The 24,082-nt window shown below is 59.7% G+C and carries 21 protein-coding genes and 3 tRNA genes; 10 read left to right on the top strand and 14 right to left on the bottom strand.

Annotated features, from left to right (window positions below; translation table 11 throughout):
* Nucleotides 1-57: 57 nt before the first annotated feature.
* Nucleotides 58-1,554 (bottom strand): efflux transporter outer membrane subunit, encoded by a 1,497-nt coding sequence (locus IB213_RS03790; RefSeq protein WP_192405435.1) that lies wholly within the window; start codon nucleotides 1,552-1,554, stop codon nucleotides 58-60.
* 105 nt (nucleotides 1,555-1,659) lie between these two features.
* Between IB213_RS03790 and IB213_RS03785 the strand changes: the two genes are divergently transcribed.
* Nucleotides 1,660-2,277, top strand: coding sequence for a TetR/AcrR family transcriptional regulator (locus tag IB213_RS03785; RefSeq protein ID WP_191723510.1), 618 nt, complete (start codon nucleotides 1,660-1,662; stop codon nucleotides 2,275-2,277).
* A gap of 167 nt (nucleotides 2,278-2,444) precedes the next feature.
* Here the strand turns inward: IB213_RS03785 and IB213_RS03780 are convergent, their stop codons facing one another.
* From IB213_RS03780 to IB213_RS03770, 3 genes are read right to left on the bottom strand one after another with little or no spacing between them, the layout of a single operon-like run.
* Nucleotides 2,445-3,818 carry a cytochrome c gene (locus IB213_RS03780; RefSeq protein ID WP_192405434.1) on the bottom strand — a complete coding sequence of 458 codons (1,374 nt, stop codon included), beginning with the start codon at nucleotides 3,816-3,818 and terminating at the stop codon, nucleotides 2,445-2,447.
* A gap of 17 nt (nucleotides 3,819-3,835) precedes the next feature.
* A complete protein-coding gene (locus IB213_RS03775) occupies nucleotides 3,836-5,515 on the bottom strand; it encodes a GMC family oxidoreductase (protein WP_192405433.1) in 1,680 nt (559 codons plus the stop codon).
* 43 nt (nucleotides 5,516-5,558) lie between these two features.
* Nucleotides 5,559-6,101: a sugar dehydrogenase complex small subunit gene (locus IB213_RS03770; RefSeq protein WP_192405432.1), complete on the bottom strand. Its 543-nt coding sequence runs from the start codon at nucleotides 6,099-6,101 to the stop codon at nucleotides 5,559-5,561.
* A gap of 60 nt (nucleotides 6,102-6,161) precedes the next feature.
* Here IB213_RS03770 and IB213_RS03765 point away from each other — a divergent pair, with 60 nt between their 5' ends.
* Together IB213_RS03765 and IB213_RS03760 are read left to right on the top strand one after the other, a co-directional pair.
* On the top strand, nucleotides 6,162-6,344 hold the full coding sequence (locus tag IB213_RS03765; protein WP_192405431.1) for a hypothetical protein: 183 nt from the start codon (nucleotides 6,162-6,164) through the stop codon (nucleotides 6,342-6,344).
* Nucleotides 6,345-6,623: 279 nt separating this feature from the next.
* The gene (locus IB213_RS03760) at nucleotides 6,624-7,550 is read left to right on the top strand and encodes a LysR family transcriptional regulator (RefSeq protein ID WP_191723506.1); all 927 of its coding nucleotides are present in this window, start codon (nucleotides 6,624-6,626) and stop codon (nucleotides 7,548-7,550) included.
* A gap of 391 nt (nucleotides 7,551-7,941) precedes the next feature.
* Here IB213_RS03760 and IB213_RS03755 read toward each other — a convergent pair whose 3' ends face one another.
* Complete coding sequence (locus IB213_RS03755) at nucleotides 7,942-10,185, bottom strand: hypothetical protein (protein ID WP_192405430.1); 2,244 nt, start codon at nucleotides 10,183-10,185, stop codon at nucleotides 7,942-7,944.
* 120 nt (nucleotides 10,186-10,305) lie between these two features.
* Between IB213_RS03755 and IB213_RS03750 the strand changes: the two genes are divergently transcribed.
* Together IB213_RS03750 and IB213_RS03745 are read left to right on the top strand one after the other, a co-directional pair.
* The gene (locus IB213_RS03750; RefSeq protein ID WP_192405429.1) at nucleotides 10,306-11,589 is read left to right on the top strand and encodes an SPOR domain-containing protein; all 1,284 of its coding nucleotides are present in this window, start codon (nucleotides 10,306-10,308) and stop codon (nucleotides 11,587-11,589) included.
* A 106-nt stretch (nucleotides 11,590-11,695) separates the two neighbouring features.
* Nucleotides 11,696-12,013 (top strand): I78 family peptidase inhibitor, encoded by a 318-nt coding sequence (locus IB213_RS03745; RefSeq protein WP_191723503.1) that lies wholly within the window; start codon nucleotides 11,696-11,698, stop codon nucleotides 12,011-12,013.
* 116 nt (nucleotides 12,014-12,129) lie between these two features.
* On the opposite strand, the gene hemW is transcribed toward IB213_RS03745, so the two are convergent.
* The 4 genes from hemW to IB213_RS03725 form a co-directional block, all read right to left on the bottom strand.
* Nucleotides 12,130-13,380: a radical SAM family heme chaperone HemW gene (gene hemW / locus IB213_RS03740; protein WP_192405428.1), complete on the bottom strand. Its 1,251-nt coding sequence runs from the start codon at nucleotides 13,378-13,380 to the stop codon at nucleotides 12,130-12,132.
* Between the two features lie 107 nt (nucleotides 13,381-13,487).
* Nucleotides 13,488-14,096, bottom strand: a complete 609-nt coding sequence (rdgB, locus tag IB213_RS03735; RefSeq protein WP_191723501.1) for an RdgB/HAM1 family non-canonical purine NTP pyrophosphatase — start codon at nucleotides 14,094-14,096, stop codon at nucleotides 13,488-13,490.
* A gap of 153 nt (nucleotides 14,097-14,249) precedes the next feature.
* Nucleotides 14,250-15,170, bottom strand: a complete 921-nt coding sequence (locus tag IB213_RS03730; protein WP_192405427.1) for a PP2C family serine/threonine-protein phosphatase — start codon at nucleotides 15,168-15,170, stop codon at nucleotides 14,250-14,252.
* Complete coding sequence (locus tag IB213_RS03725) at nucleotides 15,167-16,180, bottom strand: serine/threonine-protein kinase (protein ID WP_192405426.1); 1,014 nt, start codon at nucleotides 16,178-16,180, stop codon at nucleotides 15,167-15,169. Before IB213_RS03725 ends, IB213_RS03730 begins: the two co-directional genes overlap by 4 nt.
* A gap of 90 nt (nucleotides 16,181-16,270) precedes the next feature.
* On the opposite strand from IB213_RS03725, the gene IB213_RS03720 reads away from it, so the two are divergent.
* The 4 genes from IB213_RS03720 (at nucleotide 16,271) to IB213_RS03705 (ending at nucleotide 20,452) form a co-directional block, all read left to right on the top strand.
* Nucleotides 16,271-17,164, top strand: a complete 894-nt coding sequence (locus tag IB213_RS03720) for a YicC/YloC family endoribonuclease (RefSeq protein ID WP_287919942.1) — start codon at nucleotides 16,271-16,273, stop codon at nucleotides 17,162-17,164.
* Nucleotides 17,165-17,234: 70 nt separating this feature from the next.
* The gene (gene gmk / locus IB213_RS03715; protein ID WP_191723497.1) at nucleotides 17,235-17,855 is read left to right on the top strand and encodes a guanylate kinase; all 621 of its coding nucleotides are present in this window, start codon (nucleotides 17,235-17,237) and stop codon (nucleotides 17,853-17,855) included.
* Between the two features lie 18 nt (nucleotides 17,856-17,873).
* Nucleotides 17,874-18,077, top strand: coding sequence for a DNA-directed RNA polymerase subunit omega (gene rpoZ, locus IB213_RS03710; RefSeq protein WP_191723496.1), 204 nt, complete (start codon nucleotides 17,874-17,876; stop codon nucleotides 18,075-18,077).
* Nucleotides 18,078-18,187: 110 nt separating this feature from the next.
* Entirely contained in the window at nucleotides 18,188-20,452 is a 2,265-nt protein-coding gene (locus tag IB213_RS03705) for a bifunctional (p)ppGpp synthetase/guanosine-3',5'-bis(diphosphate) 3'-pyrophosphohydrolase (protein ID WP_192405425.1), read from the top strand.
* A 149-nt stretch (nucleotides 20,453-20,601) separates the two neighbouring features.
* Here IB213_RS03705 and greB read toward each other — a convergent pair whose 3' ends face one another.
* The 5 genes from greB to serS all read right to left on the bottom strand — a co-directional run bounded on the left by greB (nucleotide 20,602) and on the right by serS (nucleotide 23,037).
* The gene (gene greB, locus IB213_RS03700; RefSeq protein ID WP_192405424.1) at nucleotides 20,602-21,171 is read right to left on the bottom strand and encodes a transcription elongation factor GreB; all 570 of its coding nucleotides are present in this window, start codon (nucleotides 21,169-21,171) and stop codon (nucleotides 20,602-20,604) included.
* A gap of 91 nt (nucleotides 21,172-21,262) precedes the next feature.
* A tRNA-Arg gene (locus IB213_RS03695) sits at nucleotides 21,263-21,339 on the bottom strand.
* 151 nt (nucleotides 21,340-21,490) lie between these two features.
* A tRNA-Arg gene (locus tag IB213_RS03690) sits at nucleotides 21,491-21,567 on the bottom strand.
* Nucleotides 21,568-21,569: 2 nt separating this feature from the next.
* A tRNA-Ser gene (locus tag IB213_RS03685) sits at nucleotides 21,570-21,659 on the bottom strand.
* Between the two features lie 61 nt (nucleotides 21,660-21,720).
* On the bottom strand, nucleotides 21,721-23,037 hold the full coding sequence (gene serS, locus IB213_RS03680) for a serine--tRNA ligase (RefSeq protein ID WP_192405423.1): 1,317 nt from the start codon (nucleotides 23,035-23,037) through the stop codon (nucleotides 21,721-21,723).
* 157 nt (nucleotides 23,038-23,194) lie between these two features.
* Between serS and IB213_RS03675 the strand changes: the two genes are divergently transcribed.
* On the top strand, nucleotides 23,195-23,863 hold the full coding sequence (locus IB213_RS03675) for an HPP family protein (protein WP_192405422.1): 669 nt from the start codon (nucleotides 23,195-23,197) through the stop codon (nucleotides 23,861-23,863).
* The last annotated feature ends 219 nt before the right edge of the window (nucleotides 23,864-24,082 follow it).

Here is a 24,082-nt window from a genome sequence, read left to right as displayed (position 1 = left end):
ACAAATCGGATCAGAAATAAGGGGGGGGGAGATGTTCTTGTCTGGGTGTTCAGGCGCTCAGGCCTGCGCAGCCTGTGGTGCGGGCAACGCCTGCGGGGCTTGCCAGCCACCGCCCAGTGCGCGGTGCAAGCCAATGTCCAGCGCCAGCGCCCTTGACTGCACATCCACCAGTTGCCGCACGCTGGCCAGCAACTGGTCTTCGGCAGACAGCACCTCCAGATGGTTGGCCAGCCCGCCTTCGTAGCGGTTGCGGGCCACGCGGTGCGCCTCGGTGGCAGCATCTACCGCCTGCTGCATGGCCTGCAGTTGCTGCTGCAATGCGCGCTGGCTCACTGCGTTGTCAGCCACCTCTTGCAGCGCTCGGTTGAGGGTGTTGCGGTACAGCGCCACCGCCTCGTCATAGCGGGCGCGGGCCGCTCCCAGCTCCGAGCGCAGGCGCGCCCCGTTAAAAATAGGCAGGCTGATGGCCGGGCCCACGCTGGCAATGCCCGAGCCGCCCCTGGTCAGCATGTCCAGCCCCAGCGACTGCGCACCCACCATGGCGCTCAGATTCACGTCCGGGTAAAACTCGGCCTGCTTGGCGGCCACGCGCGACTCCAGCGACTGCGCCTGCAAACGCGCGGCCACCACGTCGGGGCGGCGTCCCAGCAAGCTGGCGGGCAAATTGGCGGGCACGGCCCACTGCTGCTGCCAGGGTTGCTGCAGCGCCGATTCGGGCAGGGCTATCTGGTTGCCCCGCTCAGGTGCAGCGCCCATCAGGGCGGCAATGCGGTGGCGTTGCAAAGCCACCTGCTCCTGTGCCTGCAGCCACTCGGCCCGTGCAGCGGCCAGACGGGCGCTGGCGCTGTGCACGCTGCCCTTGTTCTCCAGCCCATGCTCAAACCGCTGGGCAAACAGCTGGGCGGTGGTGCTGCGCACCTGTACAGACTGCGCCAAGGTGCGCTCTGTGGCCCCCAGACGCAGCAGATCAGCATAAGCCGTGGCCACGCTGCTGGCCAGCAGCAGGCGCGATTGGGCTGCATCGGCCTGGCGCGCTTGCAGCTCGCCGTTGGCGGCGGCAATGGCGGCCCGGTGTTTGCCCCACAGGTCCAGCGACCAGCTCAAATCCAGCGTTGCGCGGCCATAGCCGTTCATGCCGCGCGGTGTGATTTCTGCGGGCGTCAGGTGGTTGTAGCTGAGCTTGTCGGACGTGGCACTGGCATGGGCTGACAGCTGCGGCGCAGTGGCCGACTCACTCACACCCAGCATGGCCTGCGCCTGGCGCACCCGGGCAGCGGCAGCGGCCATGTCAGGCGCGCCCTGCAAGGCTTCGTCAATCAGTGCATTGAGCTGTGCATCGCCGTAGCGCTGCCACCAATGGTCCTGGGGCCAGTCCATGACAGCGGCAGAGGCGGTGTCGCCCAAAGCGGCGGGCACGTGGTCCGCCAAAGATGCTTTGCCCTGCCAGTCGGGCAATTGGGCACACGCGGCCAGCAGCAGCGGCGCCCCCAGCGCCAGCCAGACAGCGCGCACAGACGGCCTTTGCGCTGGCGCAGTTTCGTGACAAGTTTTCATGGAATACTTTATTAATGAACTGTACGGTACGGTTTAAATTCTAATACTGCGCACAGCACCGCTACACTCAAAAAGTCTCCAACTCCTTCACACGACAAGCCCCCCATGCGAACTAAAACGGAAGAAAAGCGGCAAGCCATCCTGAATGTGGCCGCAGCCACATTCGGAGAACTGGGATTTGAGCGCAGCTCCATGTCCGAAATCTGCATGCGCCTGGGTGGCTCAAAAGCAACGCTCTACAACTACTTTCCCTCCAAAGAAGCCCTGTTCCTGGAAGTGATGTTTCAAGCTTCTGAAGCGGACTTTCGCCGCACCATGGAAGCCTTGAATCTGGATGGCCCAGACATTGCCACCACCTTGCGCCACTTTGGGGAACGCTTTCTGGGGCTGCTGTATTCGCCCAATGTGGCTTCGGTGCGCCGTCTGGTGGTGGCCGAAGGCGGGCGTTCAGGCCTGGGCCAGCGCTGCCACGCCATGGGGCCGGGGCGCGGCAGCATGGCGGTCAGTGCGTTCCTGGACAGTGCCATGCAGCGCGGCCTGCTGCGCACTGCACCCACGGCTCTGGCAGCGCGGCAGCTGCAGGCGCTGCTGGAGGCCGAGCTGCTGGACCGCTTTGTGTTCCAGCACCTGCCCCTGCCAACCCCGCAAGAAATTGCAGACTGCACACAGCGGGCGATTGCCGCCTTCATGCAGCTGTACGCACCCAGCGCTGCAAAAGCTTAGTTTTCATAGCTATCAGCGCTTTATTTACGGTACTTTCAGATATAAAAGTATCTGAAAACGCCTACCCATAAGCGCTGAAAGCTCACAAAAAAAGCCCTGCGATGCAACACATCACAGGGCTTGGTTTTTATGTGCCCTGCATTTACCAGCGGGCAACGGCCAGATATTTAGCCTTTACGGCGGCGCACCAGCAGCCAGCCGATGAGTGACAGCACCACCAGCGCACCCAGCACCATGCCAACGCGCACCAGCGTCACCAGACCAGAGTCCGAGCTGGTGGCAGGATCGCGCAGCTTGGCCACCTGTGCTTCGGTCACTTTGGCTTCAGGGTTGCCATAGCTGGCCAGCATGTAGTTGCTCAAGCTGGTGACTTGCTTGTCGCTCAGCTCGTGAGCGAACGCGGGCATGACCGAATCCACTCCCACGCGGTGAATACCGTGCAGCACCACTTGCACCAGATTGTTGGTGTTGCTGTGACCCAGCGAGGTGTTCTTGAACAGCGCAGGCAGGCCATCACCTTCCGTGCCCTGCCCTTGCACCTGGTGGCAGCTGGCGCAATAGCCGTCATAGATTTGCGCACCTGTCAGGGCGTCATGCTCCTTGGGCCATGCCGTGCCGCGCACGGTCTCCAGCGCATCGGTCTGCTGGCCAAAGCTGTCTGCAGACTGCTTGAGCTTGGCATCGGTTACAGCAGGCACCGACTTGATGTAGACCGCAATGGCCTGCAGGTCCTGCGCCGTCAGGTGCTTCAAGCTGTGGTCAATGGCCTCGGCCATGGGGCCAGCAGCCGGGCCTTTGCCGGGTACAGGCTGGCCTTGCATGTACGTGACCAGCTCTTGCACGCTCCATCCACCAATGCCGCTGACCGCATCAGAGGTGATGTTGGGCGCGTACCAGCCGCCCACCTCTGCACCGCTCAATGCGCGCAGATTGTCTTCTGCCATCAGCGTGGTGCGCGGGGTGTGGCACGTGGTGCAGTGCGCCAGCCCCTGCGACAGGTAAGCGCCGCGGTTCCACTCTGGCGTCTGCGAGGCAACCGGCTGGTAAGGCGTGGCATCGTGGAACAGCGCATTCCAGACACTCAGCGAAGCGCGGATGCTGAAGGGAAATGGCAGGTCCGTCTGCTGGGCAGGGGCCGCATCGACCGCAGGCACACCCTGCATGAAGTAGGCATACATGGCGGCAATGTCCTCGTCCGTCGTCTTGGCGTACGCGGTGTACGGCATGGCTGGGTAGAGGTTGGCGCCATCTGCACGCTTGCCATGGCGCAGCGCATCACTGAATTGCTCCAGCGAATAGTTGCCAATGCCGTGGGTTTTGGAGGGTGTGATGTTGGTCGAAACAATCGGCCCCAGAGGGCTGGCCAGTGCCAGTCCACCAGCCATTTCCTTGCCGCCGGCTGCCGTGTGGCAAGCGATACAGTCACCCGCCGTGGCCAGGTAACGGCCACGCTCAATTTCGTTGCTGTCTGCAGCAAACGCCGGAGCAGCGGCCAGCAGCACAGCCGCCAGCCAGGAAGATTTCATCATTGTCTTGTTCATGCTTGCTTCCTCCAGCCTTAAGCCGCAGGCTTCCAGAGGGGGTTCAGTCGCTTCCAGGTGGCCAGCGTGTTGCTGCGCGGCAGCATGGCAGCGCCGCCGTTTTCGGCGATCAGGTGGGCACCCGTGCGCAAAGCCACGGCGATACCGTTGAGTGTGGAGTTGCAGGTCGACGAGGTGGGCAGCACGCCTGTCGAAGCAAAGTACAGGTTGGCATGGTTCCAGGCACGGCCAAATTCATCGCACACCGACACCGCACTGTCCGTGCCCATGCTCAGCGTGCCGCAGATGTGCTGGTTGTTGGCAAAGTCGTCGTCCTTGGTGTAGCGCAGGTTGGTGCCACCCATAAGCTGCGCAATCTTGGCGAAGTCCTTTTGCGCGCGCTTGTGGCCCTTGAAGGTGTAGTCGTCAATGCTGTAGTGGGCGCGGGGCTTTTGCAGGCCCATGGCGTCTTTTTCATCGGCCAGATCAATGCGGCGCTCAGGATCGGGCAGCACTTCCAGCACGCTTTTCACGTTCATCTCACGGGCCGATGCATGGCGCAGCTTCTCGGCAAACTCCTTGCCATAAATACCGGCCTTGAGCAGCGAGTTGGTGGCTCCGTCAACACGTGAGATGTTGGTGAAGTCCAGGCGGTACGGAGAGTATTCACCGCGGAAATCCCCATCGCGCATGGCGTTAATGGACACCGGGCTTTGCGGGCCACGGCCCAGCCACACGTCTTCGTCGGCGTCAAAGGTCAGCGAGGTGCTGGGGTGGTCCATCAGATGGCGGCCCACCATGTCGTTGTCGTTGGCAATGCCCTGCTTGAACTTCTCGCTCTTGGACAGCAGCAGCAGGCGCGGCGACTCAATGCCGTTGGCAGCCACAATGAAAGTTTTTCCCGTTACGCGGTGCACGTTCTTGTCGGGGTCGTAGTAGTTGGCGGCCACGATGCGGCCCTGCGCGTCGTGCTCCAGCTGGAACACGTTGGCCAGGTACGTCATCTTCACGCCCACTGCCAGAGCCTGCTGCACCGCAATGCCGCCGTGGTATTGCGCATCAATGGGGCAAATAGGCTGGCAGCTGTTGTTGCCACAGCAAGGGGGGCGGCCATCAAAGGTGCGGCTGTTGCGCGCCACCGTGTTGTTGACCACGTCAAAGGTGCCCGCCAGACGGTCTCGCACACGCTGCATGGCATAGGGAATGGCGACTTCACCCATGGGAAAAGGCTGACTGCGCGGTGACCCCGTGGCCGTAGAGCCACCCACACCCATGATGGCTTCCGCCTCCTGGTAGTAGGGCTCCAGATCGTCATAGTCAAACGGCCAGTCCACGCCTACGCCATACAGCGACTTGATCTTGAAGTCACCGGGCACATTGCGCCAGGCATGCGCGGCCCAGTGCCAGCTGGTGCCGCCAACCATGCGCATGTATTCGGCCTTGTAGGGGTAAGGGCCGGCCTGCACCAAGTGGTGGTTGTCTTGTGGGCGGTAGATGGGGTGCGGGGCACTGTCTACCGACGGGTAAGGCGACATCCAGTCGCTGCGGCGGGTGGAGTTGCGAAAGCGCCCGACGATTTCGCCGCGTGCAATGTTGGGGCCGGCTTCAAGCATCAGCACCGATGCGCCGGTTTTCGCCAGCTTGGCAGCCAGCATGGCACCGATGATGCCGGAGCCGATGATCACGTAATCGGCTGAGTTGGGAGTGGTTTTAGCCATGGGAAATATTCTTTTTTGACGTTAGAGCAAGGCGCATGCAGCCTCAGGCTGGACGTGCAATGCGCTGCAAGTTGAACGTGGTGGGATTGCTGGTCCAGCTGCCATACACGCCATACGAGTAACTGGGGGGACGCAGCTTGTCTGCCACGGTCTGTGCGTTCAGTGCGAACTCATAAGTCACCACTTTGGCCTGGGTGCCTGCACCCACAATGCCCAGATACCAGGCCTGCATGATCTGACCGGGGATGGGCAGCAGCTCAGGCTTTTGCGCCTTCAGGCGCTCGTTCAATTGCGCCAGCGTTACCTGCTGGGCCTGCACCCATTGCCACAGTGCATCGGCGTGTGCGGTGAAGCGGCTGTCCAGACTTTGCAAAGCGGCCTGCATGCGCCCCGCCAGCTTGGGGCTCAGGTTGCTGCGCTCAGTCAGGTACTGGGACAAGGCCATGAACGCAGCGGTTGCTGCGGGACTGGCTGGCTGGGCCGCCCAGCTCAATGGCGCAAGCTGCACCACGCTGGCAGCCAAAGCGCCACCCAGCAAGTGGCGGCGCTGCAAGCCAAAAAATGGGGATTGAGGATAAGGAGTCATGGTGGGACGTTTCGCTTGATGTGAATCAGCACCAACCAAGCTGCCAGCAAGCGTTGCCCCATGCCCTGTGCCACCGTTGCCGCGGTCGCACTGAACAGCTTGAACCTCTGGGCCCCTGTCTGTGCAGTGCGCGCCATGGCGTTCGTGGGTGTACTTCTGTCTTGCGCACGCTTTGAGCATGCCGGCGCAGCGCAAAGCCGCAAAACCAGCGCAGCAAGCACCATCAAGGCAGAAGGAGCCTGAGGTGCCTGAGGTGTCAAGAGCGGCGAATGCCACCCAGCCCGGTCAACGATGGGGGTGGCGACGGGGCGCAAAGCGACAACGCATCAAAGGTCGCGCTCTCCGCCCCCACTCGCTAAGAAAGACAGAAACTATGCATGCCAACCAGCCAGTGTTGGTACTTGCTCACACTGTATGCCTTGTCAGAGCAGTAAAAATGACGCTGCAAGTAATGGACTTTTACCGCTCCCGTAATAATCCAACGCTATAAGCCCCGCTGCGCGGGCATACAAAGAGGTGTTTGTGCTGGATCGTTTGCAGACCATGAAGGTGTTTCTGGCCGTTGCCGATGACGGCAGCTTTACAGCGGCTGCACGCCACCTTGGCATGACCGTGCCCCACGTGACACGCCACATTGCGGCGCTGGAAGCACAGTTAGGCACCCGCTTGCTGCAGCGCACCACACGTCGCACCAGCCTGACTGCTGCAGGCGAGCGCTATGCAGAAAACGTGCGCGATATTTTGCAAGCCGTCGAAAGCGCATTCATGGAGGCGCAGAGCAACACCAGTGCTCTGAAGGGTGTGCTGCGCATTGTGGCGGCCCCTGCCCTGACCGATGCCCTGATCTCTCCACTGGCCGCAGCCTTTAGAGCGCAGTACCCGGGCATTTCGCTGGATGTCTATGTCGACCCGCAACCAGTGCCCGAGCTGACCCGCTACGACCTGGGTTTGCTGCAGGTGCCCGAAGGCTTTGATGCCGACATCGTGGCGCGCACGCTGTCTACCTCCGAGTCCATCTTGTGTGCCGCCCCCGCCTACATCGCCCGCCATGGTGCGCCCCAGACCGTGCAGGAGCTGGCGCAGCACATGTGCGTGCTGCGCCGCCCTGCCGGGCAGCACCACGACAGCTTTAAGCTGTGGCACAGCGGCCAGCGCATGACAGAGCCGCCGGAGCACACCATCGAGGTGCAGGCCGCCGTCACCATCAATCAAACTGCCAGCATCCTGCAGATGGTGCTAGATGGTGCGGGCATTGCCACCTTCACCATGGACTCGGCCCGCCCCTTTCTGGAGCAAGGCGTTTTGCAGCACGTGCTGCCCGGCTGGATCACAGGCCGCTACAGCGTGCTGGCAGCCATGCCCAGCCGCAAGCACCTGCCCATACGCGCCAAGGCTTTTCTGGATTTTGTGTTTGATGCACACAAGGCCGGGCTGATAGATCGCTGTTAAAAAATCAGCAATAACAGCCAGCTGCGCAGCAGCCAGGGCATCTCAATGCCCAAAGTCCTGATGGGGTGTACATGCATCAGAGCAAGGCACAGCACTGGTGCCCCGCAGACCTGCCGCAGCAAGGCTGCCGGACAGGGCGGCTTGGTTCATCTGACTGGCCGTGGTTGTTCGAGCCACGCGCTGGTACAGCGCACAGCCCGGTTCCACGGCAGGTATCCCCAAGCGCATCTTTGGTTACTTTGCAGGGTGCACACAGAAAGTAACTCGGCTGCCGGGGCGAACTGCCGGCCTGTGGCTACCGAGTCCCAGCGATATCTGAGACAAGTCACCACTCACGCCCAAGCATCTGGAATGCCTGAAGAACCAGCCCGAGCTGCCGGGCTTGGTGTGCTTAAGGTGCGGGTGCAGGTGCGGGTGCAGGTGCGGGTGCAGGTGCGGGTGCAGGCGTTGGTACTGGCAGCGCAGCAGCAGGCTGCGCAACCGCCGTTTCAGCAGCGCCGTACTGCCAAGACTGAGGCAGCACACTGTTCAACCAGCCATAGCGCCAGGCCACAGCAGCCAGCACCAGCAGCGCCACTGCCGCCCACACCCAGCGGGCTGTGTGCTTGTCGGCAAACGGGTCACGGGTAATGCGCTTGGCGCTCAACGGCACTTTGGCGGCCTGTGACAGCGAGTTACCCAGTTGCAGGTTGATCTTCATGCGGCCATTGATGGCCCAGCCACTGGCATCCAAAATGGGGCCCAGACTGCGTTCACGCAACTTGAGCCAGGCAATCAGCATGCTGGGGCCAGAGATGGCCAGGATGATGCCCAGCAAGGCCACAGGAATCCAGGGGCCCAGTTCAATGAACTTGCCAAAGATACCTACCAGCACCGCACTGATGGAGCCCAAGGCCACACCAATCGCAGCCACGGTGCCTACATCGGTCTTTTTGCCAGCGGCAGCAGGCGCAGGTGCCGCAGGTTTGGCGATGTCGGCCAGCTTGGCCGCTTGCGCATCCAGATTGGCCGTCACGGTGGCATCTTTGGCTGCTGCGCGCTTGGCCACCTGCTCTTCAATCATGCGCACAAACTTCTTGTACGGCGAAAAGAAGGCCTGACCAATGCTGGTGGGGTTCTCAATCAATTTGGTGATCGTGGCATCCCAGTCCTTGCCCTCGCGGTCATAGAAAATGCCATTGCGGCCCACGAACAGAAAGTCCACATCGCCTGCCGTAAAAGCCGCCACGATATGGCGCTTGACGCCGTTGCGCCGGCATTCGCAATACGCCAAAAACACTTTGGCCATGCCAGCCAGGGTAGCGTGTGAGGCCGCATCGGCCACATCCACCGTCAGATCACAGCTGCGGCCATCAAGGTACAAGGTGCCTGCCTGAAAAGCTGCGCCCTGGCGGCTGTAAAACTGCGAGAACGAGACAAAGTTATTGAGCAGTGCCAGCAAATCACGCTGAAAGCGGATGAGCTTTTCCAGCGTGAGCACATGGGCGCTGTGCTGCTTTTCATCCGCGTCATGCTCAATCAAGGCTTGCAAATACGCCTGCATGCCGCCGGCCAGCAAGGCCTGCGCTTCTTGCTGCCCCATGTCGCCCAGGGGCGTACTGGGGTGAGCGGCCAGCCAGGTCTGGCAAACGGCCAGTTGCTCTTTAAGCTGCACCCACTGCGCTGCGCTCAGGCTGCTGTGCTCTCCCAGCAATGGCAACACCGCGGTGGTGCGCAAATTGCTGATGGCATCTGCCCACGCGGGGTTGATGCCATGCAGCAGGGGCAAATCACCGTTCGCCACCACCGTGGCAATTGGCAGCGCAGCAATTGCTGCGTCCTGCTGGCTCAGCACCTGCTGGCTCAGCGCGGCGTAGCCTTCCTTGGACGGGCTCAGTGGCTCCAGGGCATTGGCATCAAACGCGACCAGCCGGGTGCGGGCAAAAAAATCTTCCACCTTGGCCTGCACCGCATTGAGCGCCTTGGCCGCAGCCATGGCCTGCTCCTGCGTGGGCAAGGCACAGGTATTGGTTTGCGCACGGGCGTGCCAGTCAGCGATCGACTGCACATCCGCAAAGAAGTTGTCCAGCTGTGCGCGGCCCAGACCCGGCTGCCCATCACAGCCGTTGGCAGCGCCATAAGCGTCCATGATGCGCGAGACCAGTGCAGCCTGCTGCGGGTACTCGGTCATGGTGGCGGGGTTCAAGATGCCGTCGCCGTTGAAAGGCATGGCGTTCAGCGATGCCAGACGCTCTTGCACATCCGCCAGCGTGACGCTGTCTGCGCCCTCTTTGCCAGACAGCTTCAGAATGCGCCGTGCCTCGTCGATCAGCGCCTGCCCGGCCTCGGCATCCGGGCGGATGCTGTCCAGCGCCAGCACGTCAGAGCCTTGGGCCAGAACCTCTGGGTCCTTGACCATGGAGGCAGCCCATTCGCAGGCCTGCACCAGCTCCGGTGCGCGAATGCGGCCGTCAGAGTCCTGGTCGATCAAATCCAGCGTTGCGCTGTCAAATTCAATGCCGCGTGTGGGACAGGCCAGTGCCACCCACAGCTTTTGGTCCAACTGGCCAATGTTGGCGATATCTGCGCCGGTGCGAATCGAAACCTGATCCACTCCCCCTGCTTGGTAAAACTGCCACTCGTGTTGTTGTTGCATGCCGCACTGACTAGGTATGTGTAAACGCGTGAGCCGCCGCCCGATCAACAGGCACCGCCCATGTAAACCCTAGAGTGTATGAGCGCAACAAGCCTTCACTGCCCACCTTGGCCGCCTTGAGTGTGCACAAGACGTTACATCGACGGTCTGGCCACCCACGCCCATGCCACAATGCCCCGCATGCCTGCGATGCCTTCACGCTCTAACGCCTTCACCCCCCCACCCAGCTCCGGGCAAACCGGCATCATGCCGGACCTGTATCGCTTGAGTGTGGGTCCCGTTAACGCTGACTACTATCAGCAGCAGTTCAACCGGTTTGAGGCTCTGGGCAAGGTCATTCCCACCTGGAACCACGGCGCGGCTTTCTTCACGCTGACGTGGCTGCTGATGCGCAAGCTATGGCGGCCAGCGGGCATTTACGCAGGCCTGCTCGGTGCGCTGTTACTGCTGTGGTGGCTGGGTTTACATGGCCGCGTGCCTTTGCAGCTGGAAGTCACGGTGTGCTTGCTGGCCGTACTGCTGCTGTGCGCAGTCCCAGGCTTTATGGGCAATGGTCTGTACTACCAGCATGTGCGTAACCAGACCTTGAAGACGCTGACACGCGCCAGCTCGATTGGCCAAGCCCGTGCACAGCTGGTCCAGCAAGCCATCACCAAAGAACGCTTTCAGCTTGCCGTAGCCATTCAGTCGCTGGCCATGCTGGCAGTGGCCGCTGTGCTCTATTTCACCTTGGATGCAGCAGCCCAGCGCCCTGCAGGCGCGACACACTCTGGGCCACCAGACCTTGTCATCCCCTCAGCCAGCCCGCTGCCCCCGCTGGAGCCCGTAGCGTTCACGCCAGAGCAGCCCTTGCCGCAGCCAGCCTTGCAGCAGGCCGCTGCTTCGGCTATAGAAGCCGCACCCGCACAAGACAATGCGCCAGCAGCGCTGGCCCTGGCACCATCCGTGCCGGTCACTGCACAGCCCAGCACCGCTGCCGCCCCGCCAGCTCCTGCTGCTGCGGCTATCACGCCCGCTCCGGTTGCCGCAGCACCCGAACCCGCCGCGCCTTCACCAGCCAAAAAGCTCGCAGCGCCCCCCCCTGCGGCCAAACCACTGCCCAAACCCGCTGCAAAGCCCACGCCCAAACCTGCCCCCCCACCTGTCGCCTCTGGCCAGTTGATTGCAGGCAAGTACTACCTGAATGCCGGGGTTTATGCGCAAACGGCGAATGTCGACAAAGCCGTCAAAAGCCTGCAAGCGGCCAAGCTCAATGCGGTGCGCCAGACCGTGAGCAGCAATAAAGGCGAGCTCACTCGCCTGCGCATTGGGCCTTTTGATACGCGCCAGCAGGCCGAACAAGCGGCCATCAAGGCCAAACGTCTGCGCATTGATAGCAGTGTTTTTCAGCAACCCAAGAAATAAACCCCACAAGACAGAGAAACAAAACGTCACATCTCTGTCGCATTAATCACAATCGCTGCTGTTAAGGTGGCTGGCAGTTACACATCTGAAAATCAGGAGTTCAACCATGCGTTTTTCACTGCCAACCTTGACCCTGGCTGCCGTCGCTGCACTGGCAGCAGGCTGCACCACCACACCGTCTGGCACTGACTCTGGCACCACCCCTGCACCGCGCCCCGTACAGCGCTGCGACCAAGCCGCCGCGCAATGGGCCGTTGGCAAGACAAACACAGAGCACAACGTCAATGAAGCACGCAAGCGTGCAGGTGCCTATATGGCCCGCGTGCTGCGCCCCGGCCAGGTGACCACACGTGAGTTCAATGCAGAGCGCCTGAACCTTGAAATCGATGCCACAGGCCGCATCATTGCCGCACGCTGCGGCTAAGCCATTCTTTTGATAGCTGTCTGCGCTTGGTTAACAGGCACTTGGCTATCAAACATAGCTAAAAACCAGAAAGCACCCGCGCAGGGTGCTTTCTTTTTTGCAGCAGCGTAAAGGAATTACGCCTCGCCGAGAAACAGCTCCTGCAAATCGTTCAGAAAATCAAAGCCCCGCTCCGTAGGAGTGACGTGCGACGCGCTGCGAGTAATGAGCCCCTTTTTCTCGGCTGTATCGAGCGCTGCACGGATGGAGCTGATCGGCAGCCCCGTGCGATCCAGGTAGTCTTGAATGGCAAAGCCACCGCGCAGACGCAGCGCGTTGAGCATGTATTCAAACGGCAAGTCCTTGCGGCGCACATCTTCATCGCTGGCCAGTACATGACCAGCCAAGGCCGCGTCCATGTAGCGCTGCGGATCACGCAGCTTCACCTGCCGCACCACGCGGTGCGCAAAACTCAGCTTGCCATGCGCACCTGCGCCAATGCCCAGATAGTCACCAAACTGCCAGTAGTTGGTGTTGTGAAAGCACTGGTGGCCATCGCGCGCATAGGCCGAGATTTCATAGCGCTGCATGCCATGTGCACCCGTCATGGCGGTGATGCAGTCCAGCATGTCGTAGGCCGCGTCGTCTTCCGGGATGACTGGCGGAAACTTGGCAAAGTAGGTATTGGGCTCAATCGTCAGGTGGTAGATCGAGATGTGCGGAGGCTTGAAGCTCAGCGCCGTCTCCAGATCCTTGACCAGATCCGCCTGCGTTTGCCCCGGCAGGGCATACATGATGTCGAGGTTGAAGGTCTCAAACGATGCGGCGGCCTCTTGCACGGCAGCCCGCGCCTGCTCACCGTTGTGCACACGCCCCAGAGCGGACAGAAAACGGTCATCAAAGCTTTGCACGCCAATTGACAGACGTGTGACCCCCGCATGGCGAAAGGCCTTGAAACGGTCTTTCTCAAACGTGCCCGGGTTGGCCTCCATGGTGATTTCGCAGTCAGGCTCCATGCGCAGGCGCGCGCGCAGGCCGCTGATCAGGCGATCAATGCTCTCAGGGCTGAACAAACTGGGCGTGCCACCACCAATGAACACACTGTGCACAGTGCGCCCCCAGATCAGGGGCAGACTGGCTTCCAGATCCGCCATCAGCGCGTCAATGTAGCGCTGCTCGGGCACGCCACCTTCGCTGCCCGCGCGCTGCTCGTGCGAGTTGAAGTCGCAGTACGGGCACTTTTTCAAGCACCAGGGCAGGTGCACATACAGCGACAGCGGCGGCAACGCAGGCAGCCCCAGCGTGCCCGCACGCATGTAGTGCTGCACGTCTTTGGGGGCTTGGCCCAGTTGCGGCTCAGCACCGGCAGAAACAATAGGAATAGTCATGGCATTCAAAAATCGAAGCTTGCTCCGGCCTCACCTGTGACAACCAGCGGATGCCGAGCAAGGGCCGCCTCACCCGGATCAGCCAGAGCAAAAAGGCGCACAGCGCCTCAGGAGGCACTCAACCAGGTGGTGCGCAGCAGCTCCATCATGGCGCGCGTGCTGCGGCCACGGTGGCTGTGGTCGTTTTTGAACTCGGGCGCCATTTCTGCAAAGGTTTTACCCAGTTCAGGAATGATCAGCACGGGGTCAAAGCCAAAGCCATTGCTGCCACGGCGCTGTGTGGCAATTTCTACGCTCACGCGGCCCACGGCAATCAAGGGTTCGGGGTCCTTGGGTGAGCGCACACCCACCAGGGTGCTCACCATTGCCGCTTTGCGATTGGCATGGGGGGCCAGATTCTCCAGCAGGCAGGTGACGTTGTTGTCATCGCTTTTTTCGTAGCCGTAGTGCGTGCAGTAGTAAGCGGTATCCACACCCGGCAGCCCACCAAAGGCATCCACGCACAGACCGGCATCGTCGGCAATCGCTGGCAGACCAGTTTTCTCAGCCGCAAACCGCGCCTTGCTCAGTGCGTTTTCTACAAAAGTGCCATACGGCTCAGGCGCTTCGCCGTCAAACAAGTCTGCTTGGCAGACCAGCTGCACGCCCAGAGGAGCGAACATGGATTGCAATTCGGCCAGCTTGCCGCGGTTGTTAGAAGCAAGAACAATTTTCATGGGTGAAATCTGGCAATAACGCTGACGCATCAAACGTTAATAGCTATTTATTTAGATGATTGCGCAAAGACCAAACCGTCTTGGGTGGCGCAAAACAGGGGCCAAGTGTGCGCCAAAGCGCAAGTCCACATAGGCTGCTGCAGTGCAAGCGACTCAGGCTTTGCTGGCAGCAGAGCGGCGGATGGCGGCGTTGATTTCGGCAATATTGCGCTCGATCTCGTCTTCGTCCAGCGGGTCATCCAGGGCATCCAGCTCATGCGAAGACTGAATGGTTGACGCAAACAGCTCACTGATCGATGCCGTATCGGTACGCACGTCACCGGCACTTTGCACGTCATCGGGCATCTCCCACTCCAGCGCCAAAGCGGTGACGTTGTCGCTCTTGTCGCCGGTAATTTGCAAAGCCGACTCCACCAAGGCAGGAATCGCCTGCGCTACAGGCAACGAGGCAAGCCCGTGCAGCAGTGCAGGCTCTTTCAGCGCACCCCACAAGCCATCCGAGCACAGCAGCAACCGGTCACCACTGCGCAGAATGTGGGGGCCACTCACATCAAAAATGGGCTTGCCACTCGCCCCCAGACATGTAAACAGCACGTTGCGATTGAGCAGTTTCTGCGCCAGCCGCACCGGCATGGCTGTATTGCGCTCCATCTCCATATAGGAATGATCGCGCGTGCGCGCCAGCAGTTGCCCCTGGCGCACCCAGTACAAACGGGAGTCGCCGCAATGCAGCCACGTGGCAGCACCGTTTTGCACGACACAAGCCACCACCGTCGTTCGGGGGGCGTCAGGCATGCGCTTGAGCTTGGCGTAGCGCTGAATCTGCTGGTGTGCCGTCAGCACAGCACGGCTGAGAAAATCTGAAGGATCCGCCAACGCAGGGGTTGCCTCGCGTTGAAATTGCGCCGCAATGCTTTGCAGCGCCAGTTGCGCGGCCACTTCACCTTCGGCATGGCCACCCATGCCATCAGCCAGCAGGAACAAAGCCGCTTCTCGGGTGTAGCAGTAGCCCATGCGGTCTTCATTGACGGCACGCGCGCCCCTGCGGCTGAGCTGGAAAACAGAAAACTTCATGGAGCCTTCACACGGACGGAGGTTTCCGCTGCAGACTGGGTTTTGCGGCCTTCGCCAATCAATGCATCCAGCTGCAAGCGCACCCTTTCAGACACGCTGAGCGGCGTGTAGCGGCGTTCAGGTTCGTGACTCAAGGCTTTGTGAAAAGCAAACACCGACTGCGGACGCGCCATGGGATCGAGCTCCATGGCCCATTGCACCAGCTCCAGCAAGTTATCGGAGTACACACCGCGCAAACGCGCCAGCGCCACGGCCAGACGATCTTTGTCACGGCGGCTGGGTACGTCCGCAGGGGGCTGGCCTGTCATGCAGGCAAACATGCAGGCACCGACTGCGTAAATATCGGTCCAGGGGCCCATGCTGCCATTGCGCTTGTACATCTCAGGTGCTGCAAAACCCGGGGTATACATCGGGCGAATGAAGTTGCCCTCTTTGTTGAGCACTTCGCGGGCAGCACCAAAATCGATCATGACGGCACGGTCTTCATCGGTGATGAAAATATTGGCGGGCTTTATATCCAGATGCAGCATCTTGTGCTGATGCACGATGCGCAGCCCACGCAGCACTTCATCAAACAGCGAACGAATCGAAGATTCGCGCAGCACTTTGGCATGGCGCTGACCACGTGCAATCACTACGTACTCCTGCAGCGAAGCACCGCGCAGGAAATTCATGACCATGTAAACCGTTTCGTTTTCGCGAAAGAAATTGAGCACACTCACCACAGATGCGTGGGAGATCTGCGTCAGGGCTCGCCCTTCTTCAAAAAAACTTTTCAGTCCCAGCCGATAGAGCGACAGTTTTTCTTGCGAGACTTTGGGAATCAGCTCACCGGCAGCGCGAGTGACCAGCGCCGCTGGCAGGTATTCCTTGATGGCAACCTCTTGCCCCTGTGCATCGTTGGCCAGATAAACCACCCCGAAACCTCCGGATGCGAGCTTGCGCACCACACGGTAATCGCCAATGAGCGTATCGGGAGGCAGGGGGGCTGGCTTGATCCTGGGAGACATTTTGTTCAGGTAAACCTCAAGGTCGAAGCGGAAACTGGATAATCACCAAATTGCAAGTAACCAAAGATAAGTCCAATGCCAGTTTACAGCATGACCGGATACGCCAGTGTGCAGCACGCACCGGCATCTGCTGAGGACAACGCCTCTGCACAAAACGTGCGTTTAGGGCTTGAAATCCGCGCAGTTAACAGCCGTTTTTTGGACCTCACCTTTCGCCTGCCTGATGAACTGCGCAGCCAAGAGCCCGCCCTGCGCGCCTTGCTGAGCAACCGCCTCAAGCGAGGCAAAGTCGAAGTGCGCGCCGCCATTGATGTGGATGCGTCAGCCTCCTTGCCCCAGCCCACACCGGCATTGCTGCAGCGCATGCAGTCCGTACAAGACATGGTGCAGGCATGGCTGCCCGATGCCAAAGGCTTGTCAGTCTCTGACGCGCTGCGTCTGGCAGGCAGCGGCAACGCCGTCCAGGTCGACTGGCACGAAGTAGTCCCCAATCTGGCCGATGCCGCCGTCACTGAGTTGATGGATGCGCGTGCCCGTGAAGGCAAGCGGCTGGCAGACATGCTCAAAGACCGTTTGCATCAGCTGCGTGAACTGGCTGCGCAAGCAACGCCTCTGGTGCCCCAGCTGGTTGAGCAGCAGCGCCAGCGTTTTCTGGAGCGCTGGCAAGAAGCCATGGGCCTAACCGAAGGCCAGGTTGCCCCGGAGGCAGCCCGTGACCGAGCACTGTCAGAGGCCACTGCATTTGCCATTCGCATCGACGTTGCCGAAGAAGTCACACGCCTTGACTCCCACCTTGACGAGGTGGAACGCCTGCTCAAAAAAGGCGGCGAAATCGGCAAGCGACTGGATTTCCTGATCCAGGAAATGCACCGCGAAGCCAATACCCTGGGCTCGAAATCTGCCGCCCTGGACCTGACACGCATCAGCGTGGACATGAAGGTACTGATCGAGCAAATGCGCGAGCAAGTTCAAAATATCGAATAACCACCGTTAAAACCACAGGGCGCGCAAGCGCCCTTTTTGCAAGGTCGCCACAAGCACCCGAGTTTTTCTTATGCAACATCCTGGAAACCTCTTTGTCGTCGCAGCTCCCAGCGGAGCCGGTAAATCCAGCCTGGTCAAGGCCCTGCGCTCATTTGATGCGCGTGTCTATCCGTCTGTCTCTCACACTACCCGCGCGCCCCGTGGTCAAGAAAAGCATGGTCGGGAGTATTTCTTCGCCTCCGAGCAAGAATTTGACGCCATGGTGGCCAACAGCGCCTTTATCGAATGGGCCAATGTCCACGGCAAGCGCTACGGCACCTCCAAAAAAGGCATTCAAGACCGCCTGAGCACTGGTGAAGACGTGCTGCTGGAGATTGACTACCAAGGCGCACTGCAAGTGCGCGAGTCATTTCCTCAGGCGGTACTGATTTTCGTCTTACCCCCAAGCTGGGATGAGTTGCGTGCTCGCCTGGAAAATCGCGGCGAAGATGCGCCTGATGTGATTGCGCTGCGGATGAAAAATGCCGAAGTAGAGATGGCGCAAGTAGGTAAATTCGACTTCGTTATAATCAACGAGTTATTTGAGAGCGCACTGTTTGACCTGAAGGCGATCATTCACGCCCAGCGTCTGAAGTACGTATCACAGCGCCGCTTGCGCGCCGACGTGTTCGAATCGCTCAACCTTTCCTGAATTCCCCCGGAGTACCTAATGGCACGCATCACTGTTGAAGATTGCCTGGAGCAAATCCCTAACCGCTTCCAGCTTGTGCTGGCGGCAACTTACCGCGCACGCATGCTGAGCCAGGGCCACACCCCCAAGGTGGAATGCAACAACAAGCCCGCCGTGACTGCACTGCGTGAAATCGCAGAAGGCAAAGTGGGCCTGGAAATGCTGAAAAAAGTTCCAGGTTAAGTTCTGGCTTATTTCAAAATCTGTCTCACTGGACAGACAATAGAAGCACCGTATCGCGGTGCTTTTTTTTTACTATGTCCATCCCCGCTTTCCCGCGATACATTTAGGGTATGAACGCGGCTTTCACTTCCAAAACAGACGACACCCCCCGAATTTCGCCAGACGCCTCGCTAGATGCGCGTCTGGAAGCTGCTGCTCGCATCTCTGCTGCGCACTTTGAGCGCATGCTGGACTATCTCTCTTACTTGCCAGCTGCAGACATTGAGCAGGTAAGACAAGCTTGGCAATACGCTGACAAGGCGCACACCAACCAGTGGCGCAGCAGCGGTGACCCCTACATCACCCACCCGATTGCCGTCACCACCATCTGCGCGCACTGGAAGCTGGATGCCCCGGCACTGATGGCGGCTTTGCTGCACGATGCCATGGAAGACTGTGGCATCACCAAACAGGATCTGGCCGAGCGGTTCAGCCCCGTCGTGGCAGATTTGGTCGATGGACTGACCAAACTGGACAAGCTGCACTTCAACACCCGCGAAGAAAATCAGGCCGAGTCTTTCCGAAAAATGCTGCTGGCCATGGCCAAGGATGTACGCGTCATCCTGATCAAGCTGGCAGACCGCACCCACAATATGCGCACCATGGGCGATATGCCGCGCAGCAAGTGGGGGCGCATTGCTTCGGAAACTCAGGAGATCTTTGCACCGATTGCACACCGCCTGGGTTTGAACCAGACCTACCGCGAGCTGCAGGATCTGTCCTTTCGCTACCAGAACCCCTGGCGCTACAGCACGCTGGAAAAGGCCATCACCAAATCGCGCGCTCGCCGCCACGATCTGGTGCAGCGCGTGCAAAACGAAATTGCCGCAGAGTTTGACCGCGTCAGCATGACCGCCCGCCTGGCAGGGCGCGAAAGCACGCTGTACTCGCTCTACCAGAAGATGATTCGCCACCACCTGACATTTGCGCAGGTCACTGACATCTACGGCTTTCGCATCATTGTTCCCACCGTCACAGACTGCTATACCGCTCTGGGCATCCTGCACCAGATGTACAAGCCAGTACCGGGTAAGTTCAAGGACCACATCGCAATTGCCAAGAGCAATGGCTACCAGTCGCTGCACACCATGCTGGTGGGCCCCTCGGGCGTGAACATCGAGTTTCAGATTCGCACCGAGCCCATGCACATCGTGGCCGAGGCAGGCATTGCCGCCCACTGGCTGTACAAATCACAGGGCAAGCAAGACGCACTCAACACCAAGTGGCTGCAGTCGTTGCTGGACATTCAAACCGAAACCAACGACGCCACCGAGTTCTGGGACAACGTCAAGGTGGATCTGTTCCCAGACTCCATCTACGTGTTCACACCCAAGAGCAAGATCATGGCCATGCCACGTGGAGCCACCGTGGTGGACTTCGCTTATGCCATCCACAGCAATGTTGGCCACCACACCGTCTCTGCCTTGATCAACGGTGAAGCTGCCTCGCTGCGCACTGAGCTCAAGAGCGGCGATGTGGTGCAGATCATCACGGACGACAACGCCAACCCCAACCCTGTGTGGCTGAGCTTTGTCAAAACCGGGCGGGCTCGCTCCAAAATCCGCAATTACCTCAAAACTGCAGCGCACAGCGAGTCCACAGAACTGGGCGCGACCCTGCTCACGCAAGCGCTGCGCGAAGAAGGTATTGCCTCCATTCCCGAGAACGACGAAGCCAACCAAGCCCTCTGGGATGAAGTACTGCGCAAAACCAGCAGCCCCAGTCGCGAAGATTTGCTCACCGACATCGGCATGGGCCGCCAAGCCGCAAGCTGGGTTGCACGCCATTTCATGACACTGCTGTCCAGTCAAGGCCAGCGCCCTGACGCTTTGCTGCTCACCCAGGAGCGCTTTGCCAGCAAGAACAAGCTGACGCAAAGCACCGTGGCGCTGGATGGCAGCAGCAACGCATCCGTGCGTTACGCCCCATGCTGCCGCCCCGTGCCTGGTGACGCTGTGGTGGCCTACCTTGGCCGTGGCGATGGCTTGCATGTGCATCGCGCCCAGTGCGTCAACGCCAGGCGTCTGCAGGCCACCGACAGCGAACGCATCGTGCCCGTCGAATGGGCGGAAGACAGCAACCAGAAGCTGTACGACAGCGGCATCAGCGTCACCATCCATAACCAAAAAGGCGTGCTGGCACGCGTGGCCAGCGAGCTGGCAGAGGCCAATGTGGACATCCGCCGTCTGGAGATGGACGACGAAGCGGCCATGCAGACCACCGAGCTGCGCTTTGTAGTGTCTGTGCATGACCAGCAGCAGCTGGACGCCGCCTTGCGCAGCTTGCGCCGCGTGCCCACCGTGGTGCGTGCTGCGCGCATACTGCCGCAGGAATAAGAGCGTTTCTCACAAAAAATGCGGCCTGTCAGCCGCATTTTTTGTTTGTATAGTTTTAAAAGTGAGCTGTTTTCGCTTATCAATCAACAGTTTCAATGCGTTTTATATTTGAAACCATTACTGAGCAAGCGCTAGCAGCTCATTTTTTATTAACTCTCTGCATGAGGCGCTGGGTAACTCACATCCAGCACTTCCAGCGTGCGCACGCCAGCAGGGGTTGGCAGTGGCACCTCATCGCCAATTTTTGACTTCAGCAGCACACGCGCTACCGGAGCAATCCAGCTGACCTCGGCTTTGCTGCTGTCTGCCTCATCAATCCCCTTGATGGTGATGGTGCGCTCTACGCCTTCATCGTCTGCGTAGGTGACGGTGGCACCAAAAAACACCTGCTCACTGCCGTAATGCACCGAAGGGTTGACCACCTCGGCAATCTCCAGACGCTTGGTCAAAAACCGGATGCGGCGATCAATTTCGCGCAGCCGTTTCTTGCCGTACAGGTAATCTCCGTTTTCCGAGCGATCGCCGTTGCTGGCCGCCCAGTGCACGATCTCGACAATCTTGGGCCGCTCGTTATCAATCAGCTCCAGCAGCTCTGCTTTGAGCGTCTGGTAGCCGTGCGGCGTCATATAGTTTTTGCTGCCCTTGGGAAGGGCGGGCAAGCTGGGCAGCTCGTCATCATCGTCCTGCCCATCGGTTTCCTTGGTGAAAGCCTTGTTCATAGACTGAATCTTCACACAAAAGCAGCGCTGCAAAAATTTGCAATGCAGAAACCAAAAAGTCCTGACACCTTTCGGTATCAGGACTTCAAATTGGTGCGGCTGGCAGGAATTGAACCCACGACCCCTTGGTTCGTAGCCAAGTACTCTATCCAACTGAGCTACAGCCGCTAAGCATTCGATTATAAGATAAGTAATTACCCTAGGATCGAAGTTTGCTAAATTTCTTTAGCTAAAAGTTTGTTGTTTCATGACGCTGAAAAAACAAAGCTTTCATAAATAGACAAAAACCCCAGAAACTTTCATTTCTGGGGTTTGAATCTGGTGCGGCTGGCAGGAATTGAACCCACGACCCCTTGGTTCGTAGCCAAGTACTCTATCCAACTGAGCTACAGCCGCTATGGCGGAGAGGGTGGGATTCGAACCCACGGTAGTATTGCTACTACGCCTGATTTCGAGTCAGGTACATTCGACCACTCTGCCACCTCTCCGCAGTGTCGAAGCTGCAATTGTAGCAGTGTTTTCACACCCTCAATGCAAACCCTCAGCTTTTTAAGCTTGCAGGCGCTCGATGCCGCCCATGTAGGGGCGCAGTGCCTCAGGCACGATCACCGAGCCATCGGCTTGCTGGTAATTTTCCAGCACGGCCACCAGACAACGGCCCACAGCCAGACCAGAGCCGTTCAAGGTGTGCACAAACTCGTTCTTGCCCTTGGCATTCTTGAAGCGCGCTTGCATGCGGCGTGCCTGGAAGGCTTCGCAGTTGGAGATGGAGCTGATTTCGCGGTACTTGCCTTGACCGGGCAGCCACACTTCCAGGTCATAGGTCTTGGTTGCACCAAAGCCCATGTCCCCCGTGCACAGACTCATGACGCGGTAAGGCAGGCCCAGCTTTTGCAAAATGGCTTCAGCGTGGCCGGTCATTTCCTCCAGCACTTCATAGCTCTTTTCAGGGTGCACGATTTGCACCATCTCCACCTTGTCGAACTGGTGCTGGCGGATCATGCCGCGCGTGTCGCGGCCATAGCTGCCGGCTTCTGAACGGAAGCAAGGGGTGTGTGCAGTCAGTTTGATGGGCAGCTCTGCCTCTGGCACAACCACATCACGCATGAAGTTGGTCAGTGGCACTTCGGAGGTCGGAATCAGGTACAGCGCCTGGTTGTCTGGCACGGGTTCGCTGTCTTGGCCGCCCTTTTTGGCAGCAAACAGATCGCCTTCAAACTTGGGCAGCTGGCCGGTGCCGCGCAGCGAATCGGCATTCACCGCATAAGGCACATAGCACTCGGTGTAACCGTGCTCACCGGTTTGCACGTCCAGCATGAACTGCGCAAGGGCTCGGTGCATGCGGGCAATACCGCCCTTCATGACGGTAAAGCGCGAGCCCGAGAGCTTGACGCCCATGTCGAAGTCCAGCCCCAGCGGGGTGCCCACATCGACGTGGTCTTTGACTTCAAAGTCGTACTGCTTGGGTGTGCCCCAGCTGCGCACCACCACGTTGTCGTCTTCACCGGCGCCTACTGGCACGCTGTCGTGTGGCAGGTTGGGTACGGCCTGGAGCATGGCTTCCAGTTCGGACTTGATTTGCTCCAGACGCGCGTCCGAGGCTTCCAGCTCGGTCTTGGAGGCGGCAACCTGGGCCTTGGCCGCTTCTGCGCCTTCTTTGTCGCCCTTGCCCATCAGCATGCCAATTTGCTTGGACAGCTGGTTGCGCTGGGCTTGCAGCTCCTCCGTGCGGGTCTGCAGCGTCTTGCGCTCAGATTCCAGCGACTGAAAGGCCTCCACATTCAGGAACGCCTGAGGCTTTTTACGGGTTTCCAGGCGCGCAATGGCCAAGGAGAGGTCTTTACGGAGAAGAAGAATGTCTAGCATGGTGGCAATTTTAATGGGGCGGGCCCATCTCAGGGGCAGGCACCGCAATCAATCCACCATTGTGCGGCAGTTGATGTTCAGTTGCAGGCTTTGCTGCCGATAGATAAGACAGACCCTGTCAATGCGCACCCAGCGCACAACCCGAGGAGATTTGCGCATGTTCTATGTCTTTGGCATCAACGGCCCCATGTACCAAGGCGGGCCTGATCGCCTGAGCCACATCACCGCCGTACGCGGCGTGCAGCGCCCCAGTGGCTTGCGTGCCAGCGCTTCGGGGGTGGAGTCGCAAGAAGCACAGGTGCGCAACGCTGAGCCCAAGCTTTCACTTTCTGCCCGCGCCCAAGGTGCGGTATCGGCCTATCTGGGCACTGAGCAAGGCCCCAAGGAAGAGCGCCGTCAGCTGTATGTGGTGCGCGATGTGATGACGCGCGGTGCCGTCACCGTGACACCGGGCATCTTGGTAGAGCAGGCATGGCAGGTGCTGGCCGTCAAAAAGATTGCGCAAGCCCCGGTGCTGGATACGCAGGGCCGCGTGATTGGTTTGCTGCTGCGCGCCGACATGGCACCGCTGGCTTTGCTGCCCGAGCCGGGTGCCGTGCGCGAGGCCATCGCCATGGCCAAGCGGCCCGTGTCCGAGGTGATGATCACCCCCGTGCCCGCTGTGGCCGAAACCACCGATCTGCGCCGCGTGGCCCATGTGCTGCTGGATACCGGCCTGCCCGGCTTGCCGGTGACCGACGACCTGGGCCACCTGAGTGGCTTTATCAGCCGCACCGACATTCTGCGCGCCGTTGCCAGCGATCCACCGCTGGACCTGTGGGGCTAAATGGGGCGATGCGTTCAGGCCCGCTGCCTCTGTATCAGACTCTGATGCGGCCTTGCTTGGTCTCCAACGCCCATCCACGCTGTGCGAGCTTGTCTGAACGGTTTGCAATCGCTCGCAATCCAAGCTGAAAACAAAAAAATAGCACCTAGCGCAGGTATTTCAAGCACTTCAGATACAAAACATACTGAAGTGCTTGATTACCAAGCGATAAGTGCTCTT

The organism is Comamonas sp. CMM02 (assembly GCF_014851485.1).
Taxonomy (GTDB): domain Bacteria; phylum Pseudomonadota; class Gammaproteobacteria; order Burkholderiales; family Burkholderiaceae_C; genus Comamonas; species Comamonas avium.
The sequence above is the reverse complement of the archived record's forward strand: the minus strand, read 5'-3'. Positions and strand labels throughout refer to the sequence as shown.

Excerpts from the sequence above, each read along its gene's own strand:
- rdgB (WP_191723501.1), bottom strand. The coding sequence starts at position 14,096 with ATGAAAATTGTTCTTGCTTCTAACAACCGCGGCAAGCTGGCCGAATTG.
- IB213_RS03775 (WP_192405433.1), bottom strand. The coding sequence starts at position 5,515 with ATGGCTAAAACCACTCCCAACTCAGCCGATTACGTGATCATCGGCTCC.
- IB213_RS03780 (WP_192405434.1), bottom strand. The coding sequence starts at position 3,818 with ATGAACAAGACAATGATGAAATCTTCCTGGCTGGCGGCTGTGCTGCTG.
- IB213_RS03755 (WP_192405430.1), bottom strand. The coding sequence starts at position 10,185 with ATGCAACAACAACACGAGTGGCAGTTTTACCAAGCAGGGGGAGTGGAT.
- IB213_RS03705 (WP_192405425.1), top strand. The coding sequence starts at position 18,188 with ATGAACGCGGCTTTCACTTCCAAAACAGACGACACCCCCCGAATTTCG.
- IB213_RS03790 (WP_192405435.1), bottom strand. The coding sequence starts at position 1,554 with ATGAAAACTTGTCACGAAACTGCGCCAGCGCAAAGGCCGTCTGTGCGC.
- IB213_RS03725 (WP_192405426.1), bottom strand. The coding sequence starts at position 16,180 with ATGTCTCCCAGGATCAAGCCAGCCCCCCTGCCTCCCGATACGCTCATT.
- serS (WP_192405423.1), bottom strand. The coding sequence starts at position 23,037 with ATGCTAGACATTCTTCTTCTCCGTAAAGACCTCTCCTTGGCCATTGCG.
- IB213_RS03785 (WP_191723510.1), top strand. The coding sequence starts at position 1,660 with ATGCGAACTAAAACGGAAGAAAAGCGGCAAGCCATCCTGAATGTGGCC.
- IB213_RS03745 (WP_191723503.1), top strand. The coding sequence starts at position 11,696 with ATGCGTTTTTCACTGCCAACCTTGACCCTGGCTGCCGTCGCTGCACTG.
- hemW (WP_192405428.1), bottom strand. The coding sequence starts at position 13,380 with ATGACTATTCCTATTGTTTCTGCCGGTGCTGAGCCGCAACTGGGCCAA.
- gmk (WP_191723497.1), top strand. The coding sequence starts at position 17,235 with ATGCAACATCCTGGAAACCTCTTTGTCGTCGCAGCTCCCAGCGGAGCC.
- IB213_RS03770 (WP_192405432.1), bottom strand. The coding sequence starts at position 6,101 with ATGACTCCTTATCCTCAATCCCCATTTTTTGGCTTGCAGCGCCGCCAC.
- greB (WP_192405424.1), bottom strand. The coding sequence starts at position 21,171 with ATGAACAAGGCTTTCACCAAGGAAACCGATGGGCAGGACGATGATGAC.
- IB213_RS03675 (WP_192405422.1), top strand. The coding sequence starts at position 23,195 with ATGTTCTATGTCTTTGGCATCAACGGCCCCATGTACCAAGGCGGGCCT.
- rpoZ (WP_191723496.1), top strand. The coding sequence starts at position 17,874 with ATGGCACGCATCACTGTTGAAGATTGCCTGGAGCAAATCCCTAACCGC.
- IB213_RS03765 (WP_192405431.1), top strand. The coding sequence starts at position 6,162 with ATGCCCTGTGCCACCGTTGCCGCGGTCGCACTGAACAGCTTGAACCTC.
- IB213_RS03720 (WP_287919942.1), top strand. The coding sequence starts at position 16,271 with ATGACCGGATACGCCAGTGTGCAGCACGCACCGGCATCTGCTGAGGAC.
- IB213_RS03730 (WP_192405427.1), bottom strand. The coding sequence starts at position 15,170 with ATGAAGTTTTCTGTTTTCCAGCTCAGCCGCAGGGGCGCGCGTGCCGTC.